General features: G+C 70.1%; 10 protein-coding genes. 3 read left to right on the top strand and 7 right to left on the bottom strand.

The features are described from left to right. Positions 1-472: 472 nt before the first annotated feature. A complete protein-coding gene (locus D7W81_RS43820) occupies positions 473-649 on the bottom strand; it encodes a hypothetical protein (RefSeq protein WP_244227621.1) in 177 nt (58 codons plus the stop codon). Between the two features lie 724 nt (positions 650-1,373). Between D7W81_RS43820 and D7W81_RS34545 the strand changes: the two genes are divergently transcribed. Further along, positions 1,374-2,000 (top strand): SgcJ/EcaC family oxidoreductase, encoded by a 627-nt coding sequence (locus tag D7W81_RS34545; protein WP_120559651.1) that lies wholly within the window; start codon positions 1,374-1,376, stop codon positions 1,998-2,000. Here the strand turns inward: D7W81_RS34545 and D7W81_RS34540 are convergent. The 4 genes from D7W81_RS34540 to D7W81_RS34525 all read right to left on the bottom strand — a co-directional run bounded on the left by D7W81_RS34540 (position 1,963) and on the right by D7W81_RS34525 (position 6,784). Continuing rightward, positions 1,963-3,273 (bottom strand): DUF418 domain-containing protein, encoded by a 1,311-nt coding sequence (locus D7W81_RS34540; RefSeq protein WP_120559648.1) that lies wholly within the window; start codon positions 3,271-3,273, stop codon positions 1,963-1,965. The two genes, D7W81_RS34545 and D7W81_RS34540, sit on opposite strands and share 38 nt — an antisense overlap. A gap of 103 nt (positions 3,274-3,376) precedes the next feature. Beyond that, on the bottom strand, positions 3,377-4,903 hold the full coding sequence (locus D7W81_RS34535; RefSeq protein ID WP_120559650.1) for a phosphatase PAP2 family protein: 1,527 nt from the start codon (positions 4,901-4,903) through the stop codon (positions 3,377-3,379). Continuing rightward, on the bottom strand, positions 4,900-5,811 hold the full coding sequence (locus tag D7W81_RS34530; RefSeq protein WP_120559647.1) for a fatty acid desaturase: 912 nt from the start codon (positions 5,809-5,811) through the stop codon (positions 4,900-4,902). Before D7W81_RS34530 ends, D7W81_RS34535 begins: the two co-directional genes overlap by 4 nt. Continuing rightward, on the bottom strand, positions 5,798-6,784 hold the full coding sequence (locus tag D7W81_RS34525) for a Rieske 2Fe-2S domain-containing protein (protein ID WP_120559646.1): 987 nt from the start codon (positions 6,782-6,784) through the stop codon (positions 5,798-5,800). Before D7W81_RS34525 ends, D7W81_RS34530 begins: the two co-directional genes overlap by 14 nt. A gap of 143 nt (positions 6,785-6,927) precedes the next feature. On the opposite strand from D7W81_RS34525, the gene D7W81_RS34520 reads away from it, so the two are divergent. Next, positions 6,928-8,115 carry a cyclic nucleotide-binding domain-containing protein gene (locus D7W81_RS34520; RefSeq protein ID WP_120559645.1) on the top strand — a complete coding sequence of 396 codons (1,188 nt, stop codon included), beginning with the start codon at positions 6,928-6,930 and terminating at the stop codon, positions 8,113-8,115. Between the two features lie 140 nt (positions 8,116-8,255). Continuing rightward, a complete protein-coding gene (locus D7W81_RS34515) occupies positions 8,256-8,573 on the top strand; it encodes a hypothetical protein (protein ID WP_147445724.1) in 318 nt (105 codons plus the stop codon). A gap of 11 nt (positions 8,574-8,584) precedes the next feature. Here the strand turns inward: D7W81_RS34515 and D7W81_RS34510 are convergent, their stop codons facing one another. Beyond that, positions 8,585-9,952, bottom strand: coding sequence for a hypothetical protein (locus D7W81_RS34510; protein ID WP_120559643.1), 1,368 nt, complete (start codon positions 9,950-9,952; stop codon positions 8,585-8,587). A gap of 52 nt (positions 9,953-10,004) precedes the next feature. Further along, on the bottom strand, positions 10,005-11,979 hold a 1,975-nt coding region (locus D7W81_RS34505), incomplete at its 5' end, for an ATP-binding protein (protein ID WP_438503391.1).

Genomic DNA, 11,979 nt, shown 5'->3' with positions numbered 1-11,979 from the left:
GCGGGACATTGCGCTGAGGAGGCTGCCGAGGAATGGGGGGTTGGCCTCGGAGCGGATGATGGCGCGCCGCTATGGGGTATGCCGGGGCACGGTGCGCGAGGCCTTGCGGCGGCTGGCGGCGAGGGGCCTGGTGGTGTTGCGTCCCGGGCGTCAGGCGCGCGCGGTGGCGCTGGACGAGTCCCTGACGCTGGAGAACCTGGGGCTGGCGCTGCATGACACGCGCTCCGGGGAGTCCCGGCGCCTTCTGGAGGGCTTCTTCAGCCTCAAGCGGCAGGTGCTGGTGGAGCTGCTTTCCGACTGCTGCGCGAATGCCTCCGCCGTGGCCCTGGGGCCGCTGGAGAGCACCTGCTACGCGCTCCAGGACGCGGCGCGCTGGTACCACCCCAAGGAGCGCTGCGCGCAGCTGGAATTCGAGTTGCTGCGGCTTTCTGCCCAGGTGGCTTCACGTCCCGGGCACGTGCTCCTCATCCAGTCACTGCAGCGGGCCTTCCGGGGCATTGCGGACCGGCTGCTGCCCTTCATGGGCGGAGATGCGATGCGCCAGTGGGTCATCTGCGCGTTGGATGCGCTGTATGCGCGCGACGTGCAGGCGCTTCAGCATCAACTGCCGGCGCTGATGAAGACGTACGACGAGCTTGTTCTCGACCAATTTGCCCCTACCCCTCGGGAGCAGGCGGCCCCCGAAGCTCCTTACGGTCAGGAGGGCGTCCACGGCGCTACCGCACCATCCACTGGGCAGGTTGATGCAGTGGTGGCACACCCCTGCGTTGAGGGCTGTGGCATGGGCTGCCCCTCGTCGTCAGCAGAGAGCTCCGAGGCACTCGGGGCTGCCTGCTGTCCTCCCGCGCAGGTCCTCCCCTTGGAGCCAGACATTGGGGCACCGCGACTTCCAGCCACCCCAGAGCTCATTCCCCGCGAGCCTGGTGGGGCGTGCGCCGGGGGAGACATGCCGGGGGCGGCCTCGGGCAACCGGTCCGACTGTCGGACTGATTGGGACGCTTTGACTCCGGAGCGTGGCCTCCAGCCCGCGCCTCCATTCGCTGGCTCCCGTGGGCAAACCGACGGGGCGGTGTGTACGGGGGGCGCACCGCTGCACAGCGCAGAGAGGCCACCCCCACTTGCCCTCGGGCCGGTGGACTGCTCGCCTGGGACTCATCAAGAGTCCATTCCCGGGGGCAACCTGCTTCGTGAGCGGCCAGATCCTTTGGCCTCTTCGCTCACCCATGAAGCTCCGCATCTCCTCTCCGGAGGGGACGCTTGCGTCGATGGACCTCGGACGCCTCCGCCCGAACGCGCTTCCTCGCCGGAATTGTCAACGAACTCCTGGCGACCTCCTTAGGATGCGCACCGTCCCCTTCCTTCACGGAGCTTCGATGGTGCGCACCCGGTTCGTAGGTTTCCTGGCGTTGCTGTTCGTCGCGGTCCCCTTCGTGTCGGAGGCCCAGGATGCCGTGGCTCCTGCCGCGGTGGCTTCTGGCGACGAGGCGACGCATCAGGCGCTGCGCGCCATCAAGCAGGACATGGAGGACGCGCTCAACAAGCAGGACCTGGACCGGTTGCTGACGCACCTGCACCCGGACGTCGTGTTCTCCACCATGAACAACGATGTGCGCGTGGGGAAGGACGCCATCCGCGCCTACTACGCGCAGATGCTGGGTGGCCCCGACAGCGTCGTGAAGAAGGTCACCGCGAAGTTCGACGTGGATGCGCTCACGCGGCTGTATGGCGATTCGGGCGTCGCCTATGGCTCATCGCTGGACCACTACATCCTGAATGACGGCACGGACCTTGTCGTCAACGGACGGTGGACCTGCACGCTGGTGAAGGAGGGTGACCGGTGGCTCATCGCCGCGTTCCACTACTCCACCAACGTGTTCGACAACCCCCTGCTCACCAAGGTGAAGAACGCGGCCCTGGGCTTTGGCGCCCTGGTCGCGGTCGCCGCGCTCGGGGCGGGGTTCTTCATCGGACGTCGGGGACGCCGGCCGGCGACGGCTTGAGCGCGAGACGCATGGGCTGGCGCTGGCCGTAGGTGAGCGAGCGCCACAACCACTCCGCCGGACCGAAGCGGAAGCGCGACAGCCAGGCGCGGCTGAATGGAACCTGGAGCGCGAACACCAGCATCGTGAGCGCCACGCAGCGTGACGGTGGCAGCTTCCCAATGAGCCCCAGCCCCCAGCCGTCGTAGAGGCAGAGGCTCACCACTGTCTGCATCAGGTAGTTGGTGAGCGCCATGCGCCCCACCGGCGCCAGCACGCCCAGCCAGCGGCGCCAGCGCTCCTTCTGGAAGAGCAGGGCGAAGGCGGCCACGTAGAACGCGGCGAGGCCCAGGTAGCCCAGTTCCTGGATGGCGGACAGCGTGAACATCCAGTGCGCCTTTGACGGGTCCAGCAGTCCGGCGAGGCGCAGGTGCTGCACCACCACCCCCGCGCCATTCCCCAGCACGCCCAACACCAGGCCCCAGCCCAGCAGCTTCCGGTGCAGGGCGCGGTGCCGCTCCACGTCCTGGAGCAACAGGTGCCTCCCCGCGAGCAGCCCCAGCAGGAAGCGGCCCAGGATGAAGATCATCCACAGCAGCCGCTTGAGCGTCGGCAGCATGTAGTTGAGGAAGTGCGCGTTCGCTGCCTGCGTCGTCCAGAGCGAGTCGCTCTGGAGCCCCAGCAGCAGCTGGCCTCGTGTCTGGGCTTCCATTGCCTCGGTGGCCTTCGCGGCATCCGCCGCGGCCTGCGCGCCGTGGAGCAGGATGGGACCGAAGTGCAGCAGGGCTGGCACCAGCAGCGGGACGACCACCACCGACAGGCCCACCCATACCAGCAGCGTCCGGTCCGAACGGTCCCGGAAGAACAGCAGCGCGAAGCCCAGCAGTGCGTACGTGGAGAGCACATCCCCCGCCCAGAGCGCGGTGAGATGCACCACCCCAATGCCCAGCAGCACCAGCAGCCGCCGTGAGTACACCGGGACGACGGAGGCTCCGCGCCGCTCCGCTCGCTGAAGCTGGATGGAAAATCCCAGCCCGAAGAGGAAGGCGAACAGCGTGACGAACTTCTGGTTCACGAAGAAGTGGTAGAGCGCCGTGACGGCTGCTTCGAAGGGTGGCGCCGCCAATGCCTGGGCCTGCTCTCGCGGCATGAGCACCCGGCCGCTGAACCAGGCGAAGCTGTTCGACACGAAGACGCCCCACAACGCGAAGCCTCGCAGCACGTCCAGGAGGGGCAGCCGTTCGGAGGCATCCACCGGACGCGCGCTGGAAGTGGCAGGGGCGGAGTCGGACATGCCCTCAAGCAGATGCCTCCGTCCGGTTCGCGTCAACGCATGCACCGCGTCGTCCATGGCGGCCTCACCCCACGTGCAGGTGAGGCGACCGTGAGCGGAAGACTCAGGAGGTTTCCAGCACGGGTGCCTCGCGCAGGAAGGGCATGCGACGCGGCAGCTTCCGGGCCCAGAAGGCTTCCACCGACCCGTGGAAGAGGCGCAGCAGCCTGACGCCAGGTCTGCCTTCCAGGAGGGCCAGTTCCTTCGCGGAGCGGTCCAGCAGGGCGCGGGCTCGCTGGTACTCGCCGCGCACCCAGGTTCGTCCCGCTTCGGCCGCGAGCAGCGAGTCGAAGTCCTCCGGGGCATGGCCCTGCGCGCGCACCTCCGCCGCGACGTTGGCGGGGACGTTGAAGAGGCCCTGGGCCAGGTCTTCGCGCAGGTCACGCATGACGGAGCACCATCCCAATGCCGCGAGCAGGGAAGGGGCTTCCTCCGCTCGCACCCCGGCATCCGCGACGTGCAGCATCAGGCCCACGGAGAGCCGGAACGTGTTCCCCAGTTGCGTCTGGAGCGTTGCCGCGTCCCACCAGCGTCCATCGCGCACCCGCTCGCGGTCCCGGCGCATTGTGCGCACCAGTTCGAACACGTGCTCTCTGGCCGTCGGGCCGGTCAGCTCCGTGAGCAGCACCCGGCCCAGTGAAGCCGCGGTGTCGTGGAACTCCGTCCTGGGGGCCGGCGCACCCGTCTCCAGCGTGCGCAGGAGCGCGTCAATGGCGTCCAGCGGTTCGCCTTCGACGAGACGGTCTCCATCCAGCACGTCATCCACCAGCTGAAGGAAACAGAACCCCACCCGCGCCCTGCGCGCCTTGCTCCAGCGTCCCAGCGACTGTTGGTACAGGGCGAGCGCGATGAGCCCGTAACGCGGGTGTCTGCGCGCGAAGCGGTACAGCTCCCGTGCGCAGAGGGCTTCCACTCGCACCGCCTCGAGGAATGCCTCCCGCCGGACCCGCGGCGCCACGACCCGCCACGTGCCCCAGGCGAGCAGCGCTCCCGCGATGACGTCCACCAGGTGGTGCTCGTGGATGAGCAGCGTGGATGCCGCGATGGCCAGCGCCCACAGCGTGAACAGGGTGCTCGCGACGGGCCCTGAACGCTCGCGGTAGGCCAGGGCCGCTGTGCACGCGAAGGCGACGTGGAGCGACGGCAGGTAGTTGCGCTCCAGGTTCATCGTGTCCGCTGCCTGGAAGACGGACGTCCAACTTCCGGTGACTGCTCGCGGCGGCCACGCCACCTCCACCGGCAGGACGAGGAAGCAGAGCGCGCCCAGCACCGTCTCCGCGCACAGCGCCAGCGCGAAGGGGAGCATCTGCCTCCACTTCCGGAAGATGAACAGGGACAGGAGCAACAGCACGTCCATGCTGACGTAGACGGCGGCCCAGCCGGGCATGAACGGAATGTGCTGTTCGAACGGCAGGTCCACGCGCAGGCCGCCGGGATAGAAGCCCGTCACCCAGCTCGCACCGCCGTACACCGCGAGGAAGAACAGCGCGAAGCCGAACGCCATCGCTCCCGTGCGCTTCAGCTCCTCCCACGCGGGCCAGCCGAAGAGCGCGTCCTCCGCATGCGCTCCCTTCCCGGATGGCGCACTCACTTCGTCTGCCCCGGAAAGGGCCTTGGCCCCCGCCACATCGACAGCCAGACCCTCAGGAAGGACGGACGGGGCACGCCTTCATCCACGTAGCGGCCCAGGTACAGCCAGGGCACCTGCGGATGCCGGTGGTGTGCCCGGTGGTAGTGGTAGTTGAGGAACACCCAGCGCACCGGCGCCGCGACCTTCAGGTCCCATGCGCCTTCACGCACGTCCAGCGGTGACCACGCGTGGTCCGCGTACTGGAGCGAGCTCCAGTTCACCGCGAACGCCGCGTAGCAGAGCGCCCACCCCACGAGCGTCAGGTCCAGCGCGGCGGCCAGCCCCGCCTGCACCGCCACCATCCCCAGCACCTCCAGGCGGATGGCCGTCCCCGGTGCATCCTCCAGCCGCCCCAGGTACGCGTCCGCGCCCGTCTGCTCCCCGTAGCGCGTCCCCGGCCCTCGCAGCCTCCGCAGCAGGCCCGGCGCGAGCGCGAACACCAGCGCCCCCAGCGGCACGAACAGCCAGTAGACGCCGGTCAGGATGACGTACCACTGCGCATACTTGAGGACGCGGTGGTCGCCCGGGTGCAGGTAGTCGAACTGCTCGCGCGCCGTGCGGTTGTACCGGTGATGCGTGAGGTGGAATGCGCGCTGCAACGTGAATGACGTGGGGAAGAACGCCGCCGCCAGCCGGCCCAACCCGTCGTTGAGCCGCCGCGACGGATGCAGCACCCCGTGCGTCGCTTCATGCAACAGCGAGAACACCGTGTTGTTCACGTAGGAGAACACCCCGGCCGCCGCCAGCCGCACCCAGAGCCCCTCCGCGTGCGACGCGGTCCACAGGCACAGCGCCCCCGCGCCCATCGCCGCGACGAGCAATGCTGTGTTGAGCGTGGCGGGAATGGGCGGAGCGTCATCGGCGCGCATCGTCCCCATCCCCAGGCAGTCCCACGGCGAAGTCCAGCAGTTGCCGCATCACCGGATCCGCTGTCGCCGTCGCGACGTTGAAGCGCATGCCGTCCAGCACCGACAGGTCCCGGCGCAGGAACGACGTGTAGAGCCACCGCGACACCCCGAGCACCAGCGCCGCCGCGCCCGGGACCCGCCCCTTTCGCGCCGCCACGGCGAGCCGCACCGACGTCCCTGCCGCCACCGGCGTCAGGCTCGCGAGCAGCATCCCCCGCGCCCGGCCCAGGTCGCTCTTCACCGACATCAGCGTGCCGCCATGCAGCGTGAGCTCCACGCGGATGCGGTTGCCCGACAGCGCCTTCATCAGCCGGTCGCTCGCGCCCGTGCCGATGACGCGCGACGTGTAGCGCAGCCGCAGGGTGTACGGGTCCGGCGTCTCCCAGGCCGGCGTGTCCCACAGCTCCCGGTGGTGCACCGTGCGCAGGTGCTCCAGGTCGAACGAGTTCGCCGCGAGCGGCAGCCAGGGACATCCCACCGTCACCGGAGGCCCTACGTTCCACACGTGCTCCCCACCCTCCAGGTCGGGTGGGGGAAAGAGCGGCTCGGGGCCGTTGAACACGAGCACCCCGCCGAAGCGCTCCTCCACCGGCCACGCCCGGGGCCCCGGCAGGGCGGACACGTCGCCTCGCCCTGGCGCGGCGCGGCAGCGGCCCCCTCCGTCGAAGCTCCAGTGGTGGAGCGGGCAGCGCAGCAGCTCGCCCTGGACGGTGCCGTGCTTCAGGTGCGCCCCCAGGTGGGGACAGTGCGCCGACAGGGCGTGGACCCGGCCCTCCTGGCCCCGGAAGACCACCACCTCCTGCGCACCCACCTGGACGCCCATTGCCTGACCGGGCCGCAGGTCCGCGGACGGGGCCACCAGGTACCAGGAGCGGGGGCGCGAGGGCCCGGGGAGGCGGTCCGGTGACACCCCGGCCGGGACGGAGACAACCATGCCGGGACCCTACCGGACCCGGTGTCTCCAGGGCCACGGGGGCCGGTCGAGACTGGCTTTACGCCCGGGTTCCTGTTTAGTCAGGCGCTTGCGGAACCGGGCGCGTCGCCCCGACGGGGCGGGCCTGGGAAGGGACGTGTGACATGGCAGGCGAAACGGCGGACAACGGTCGGGGCGGCTCGGTGCGAGGCAGCACGCTCCAGGTGGTGCAGACCCTGGCGGCTCAAGGCGAGCCGGAGCGCGCGGCGCAGCTCTATGAAGAGCTGGGCTCCGCGCAGCGCGAGCGTCTTCGCAAGGAGGCCGCGCAGGGGTCGGTGAAGGAGCGCCACTGGCTGGTGGACGTGCTGCGCCGGGCGCGCGACTTCACGGGCGCGGCGCGGCTCCTGGACGGCAGCGGCGATGACGTGTCCGTGGCGGACCTGTATGCCCAGGGCGGTCAGCACGTGGCGGCCGCGGAGGCGTACCTGCGCGCGGGCGAGGTGGAGCGCGCCGCGGCGGCCTTCGAGCGGGGCGGGGCGCTGGAGCGCGCGCTGGAGGTCTACCGGGGCCTGGGGGCTCGCGAGTCCATGGCGCACTGCCTCGTCCGCCTGGGCCGCCCCTTCGAGGCCGCGGACCTCTACCACGAGCTGGGACAGGCGCATGCGGAGGCCGAGGCCCTGGGCGGCGTGCTCGCGGAGGACCCGCGCTACGTCGAGGCCGTGCTGCGCACCTGCAAGGTGCTGGACGCCGGCGGCTTCACGCACCGGGCGCTCGCGGTGCTGGCGGACGCGCTGAGCAGCTCCGAATTGCTGCGCGCGGATCCCGTCCTGGTGACGGAGAAGGCGCGGCTCTTGCGGCGCATGGGCCTGGACGTGGAGGCGGAGGCGCTGCTCGCGCGGCTCGCCGCGGGCGCGAACATGCCGGAGGCCAGCGGCTACCGCTTCCTCAAGGCCATTCCCATCTTTGGCGAGCTGACGCTGGAGGACATGAAGGACCTGTACCGGCTGGCGCGGCCCGTGACGGCCACGCCGGGCCAGGTGCTGCTGGAGAAGGGCGTTCCCGGCACGGGGCTGTTCGTGCTGCTGGAGGGCACGGTGGACGTCTTCTCCGGCAACGAGCCGAACGCGCGGCAGCTCAACACGCTGGGGCCGGGCTCGTTCCTGGGGGAAATCTCCCTGGTGCAGGACGGCCCCGTGTCCGCGAACGTGCGCGCGAAGACGGCGGTGCGCGCGCTGCGCATCACCCGCGAGAGCTTCCAGCACTTCCTGGCCACGCACGACGCGGCCTCGCTGCACATCTACCGGCTCTTCACGCAGAACCTCGCCGCGCGCGTGCGGGCCTTGAGCGGCTGAGCCCGGCGCTGTCCCTTCGTGCCGCCCCGCACCACCGCCCCGCCCGTGAGGGGGCAGGCGAGCATGAGGCGGGGGCCTTCATGGGACCCCGGTCCATCCCCATCCTCCTGGACAACCCTCCTGTCCGGAAGGATGTCCCGATGGCTTCACTCGACGCACTGAGGCAACAGGCTCGCGCGAACTGGCGCACGTGGTTGGTGTGGGTGGCCACGCCCATCGCCGCGCTCCCGCTCCTGGGAGTGGGCGGCCTTCGCCGGGCGGGCCTCGTCAGCGAGGTGGCCGCGGGGGCCGTGGGGCTGGGCCTGCTGTCGCTGACGCTCATGGGGCTGGGACGCATCCCCCGAGCGGCTGCACGCCCGGCGGCCGGGAAGGCGTGGGAGAAGGCGCCCAAGGACTTCCCCATCTCCGGCGCCATGGTGCCGGAGGAGTTCGCCGCGTCGATGGCCTCCGGTCACTGAAGCCGCGGACGTCAGGGTCGGCGCTCGATGCCGATGGCGATGGAGGGGCCGGTGAGGGCCTCGCCGGTGCCGTCGGAGAGCGACACGATGCCCAGGCTCGCGGAGAGCACGGTGGTGCCGGAGCCTCCGGTGCCCTTGAGGAAGCTGCGCACGCCCAGCTCACCGAAGTTCCATCCGCTGGCTGAGCCTCCGCCCGCGCCGAAGAGGGAGAGGCTGGGCGTGAGGGGCACCTGGACTTCACCGCGCCCGGAGCCGAAGCGGAACTGGTTGTCGCGCGAGAGGATGGCGGAGTTCCACGCGAGGTGGAACCCGTCGAGCGCCCCCAGCCGCAGCACCTGCTGGAAGGACACCCCCGCGTTGGAGTCGCACACGGTCTCGCCTTCGATGGGCTCGTAGGTGATGGGGTCGTAGGCGGGCTCGCCGTAACAGGACTTCTGTCCGAACAGCCCGCCCGCGCCGATGCCCACTTCGAGGAAGTCGGTGGAGTAGGCCACGGCGAGGTAGGCGGAGCCCGGCGTGTGGCGCAGGCCGGTGCCCAGACCGAAGCCCACGGGGTCGAACTGCGCGCTCAGCACCAGGGGCAGGTCCCCGGGCCGCCACGCGATGAACGCATCCAGCAGCAGACCGCCCGCGCGAGCGGACTTGCCCTCGCGCGTCTTCGCATCCAGCGCGAGGAAGGGCCGGGCATGGAAGCCATAGCGCAGGCGCGGCACGCCGGGCTCGGGGAAGAAGAGCCGCGCGGTGGCGGGCGCGTCGGTGACGACGGCGGTGTCGCCCACGCGCACGGACTCCCCCCGGCCCAGGCGGGCGATGGCGGTGTCCTCGCGGGATTCAATGACCCTCAGCACCACCTCGCCGGAGTCCTGCGTGCGCACGCGGACGCGGGTGCCTTCTCCCAGGCCCGCCCGCGCGCCACCGGAGAGCGTCACGTCGCCATCGCTCACGGCGGTGACGGTGACCCGGGTGGAGGAGGGGACCGCCGTGGGCGGCGGAGCCTGGGTGGGAGGCGGCGCCTGGGTGACGACAGGGAGGTCACGCGTCGCGCCCAGCGCGGAGGCCAGCGAATCCGGCTGGGGCTGTTCCGGCGTGGCGAGGGAGAACGCATGGGCCTCCTCGCGCTGCTCGACGGCGAGGAGCGACTGGCCCACGACGACGAGCCGCACGAAGCGCCGGCCTCCCTCGACGATGCGCACGAGCTGGGGCGCAGTGCCGTCCACCTTGAGCACGGCGATGCCTCCACGCCCGAGCGCGGCGTAGGTCACGCCCTGATGAACGACGGAGTCGATGACCGGGCCCAGGCCCAGCGTCTCCGCGGCACGGGAGGCCGGGGACGCGGGAGCCTGGGCGACGATGACGGAGGCGAGGAGCGCGGAGAGCATGACGGCTGCTCTATATCGCTCCTGCCCCCGCCGTTCCGGGTCTTTGGATGGCTCAGTCGACGAGCAGCCGCTGCACGGGCGCGGGATCCACGGCCACCATCAGGGGCCGGGTGAAGTGGCTGAACGACATCAGGGCCTGTCCGGGTGCGAGCCTCGACACGCGGCTCCACAGGCTCTCGTCGATGCTGCCCACGCTCTTCTTCAGCTGGTTGATGACGGCCCCGTCCGTGATCTTGTGGATGATGAAGTTGTTGAGCAGCGCCAGCACTTCGGACGGCAGGTGCTGTGGAAGCTGCGTGACGAAGACGAGCCCCAGCCAGCGCTTGCGGCCCCGCTTCGCGATGCGCGCGACCTGCTGGAAGAGGGTCTCCATCTGCTTGATGCGGCTGGCGGACAGGAACTCGTGGGCCTCCTCGATGATGATGAGGACCGGGGTGGGGTCCTTGCCCTCGCGGTGGGCCTTCTCGTAGCGGACCTCCTGCCGCTCCTGGATGCCCCGCAGGATGTCCGCGATGACCAGGTTGTTGAGCTGGGGGGACTCCGTGTCCGACAGGTCGATGACCGACACCCGGCCCGGTGAGAGCATGGCGTCGTACTTCACGCCTGCCGTGTCGCCCATGTCGAAGATGTTCAGCCGGCGCAGCCGCTGGAGCTTGCTGGCCAGCGCCTTCCAGCTGATGACGTTGCGGCTGCTCTGCGCCATCACCCGCCGCATCACCTTGCCGGGGTCGTTCTTGAAGATGCTGTAGAGCGACAGCGAGTTCGCGGGAGGCCCCTCGTCTTCCTCCAGGGCTTCGATCTCCTCCGAGACCGTTCCTCGCGCTCTCGCGGCGCGGCGTGGACGCGCCTTGCCCTCCGCCTTGCCCTCGTCGCTCATGCTGTAGAGGTAGGCGCTCACGACGTCCAGCAGGTGCTGGATGGTCATCTTCGGGTAGCCCGTGGACAGCTCGTCCACCTCCAGCGCGTCACGCCGCTCCTGCTCCGTGACGGGATAGACCTCGAAGTCCTCCAAGAGCAGCTTCGTGACGTCGTACGCCTTGAGGAAGCGCTCCTGCTGCGCCTCCGACATGTCCAGGATCTCCGCCAGCGCGTAGGGCGACAGGCTGGAGAAGTTCAGCGAGAAGGCGTGCTTGTTCTTGTGGCTCGGATTGCGGCTCTCGCGGCCGACCAGGTGATGGATGTGCAGGTCCTTCACGCCCTCGGGCTGCTGACCGCGGCGCTTGAGGGTCTCGACCATCGCGTGGTGGTTGGTGGGCTGGTCCACGTGCGTGTATTCGCCCTCCACGTCGAACACGATGGTGGCGATGCCCGCGCTCTGCGCGCGATGGATGAGCGTGGCCACCGTGGTGGACTTGCCGCCGCCCGTCGTTCCGATGATGCCCGTGTGCCGGGGCAGCACGGACTTGTCGCGGGCGTTGATGCGCGCCTCCATGTTCTCGTAGCCCACCACGGCCCCGATGCTCATCTCCCCGCTGACGCCCAGCACCTTCGCGCTTTCTTCCTCGGTGAGCACGTAGACGGGGCTCTGCGGCCGGGGCCGGAAGCGGTGCGGCTTGAGCACGCCCGCGACCTCTTCACCGAGGATCTCCACCTCCGCGCGGCCGTGGTACTCGAAGGTGTACGTGAGCTTCTTGCCGTGGGTCACCACGCCAATGGCCATGGTGGAGTTCGCGGGAACGGCGTTGGGTTCCGCGAAGGGCCCCTGGACGACGACGCCCAGGTAGGCCTTGTCGTCCTCGCGGCACTTGATTCGCACCAGCGTCTGCGACGCCAGCCGGTGCAGGTCTTCCTTCGTGGACAGGACGGTGACGAGGTTGTCGTGGCTCGCGCTGGTGTCGAAGTGGGTGAAGCCCACGGCGTTCTCCAGCTCCGGGTCCGCCTTGAGCGCTTCGGACCGCTCCTTCGCCGCGTCGATTTCGCCCTTCGTCTTGTCCGGCAGGGGCTGGACGACTTCGTTGCGCGGCGGCTCCACGGGAGCCGGCGAAGGAACCGGGGCGCGTGCGGCGACCGGGGGCGGGGTGGGGGAC

It is taken from the genome of Corallococcus aberystwythensis, assembly GCF_003612165.1.
Taxonomy (GTDB): Bacteria; Myxococcota; Myxococcia; order Myxococcales; family Myxococcaceae; genus Corallococcus; species Corallococcus aberystwythensis.
Note: the sequence above shows the minus strand (reverse complement) of the source record. Positions and strands in the feature narration are given on the sequence as shown.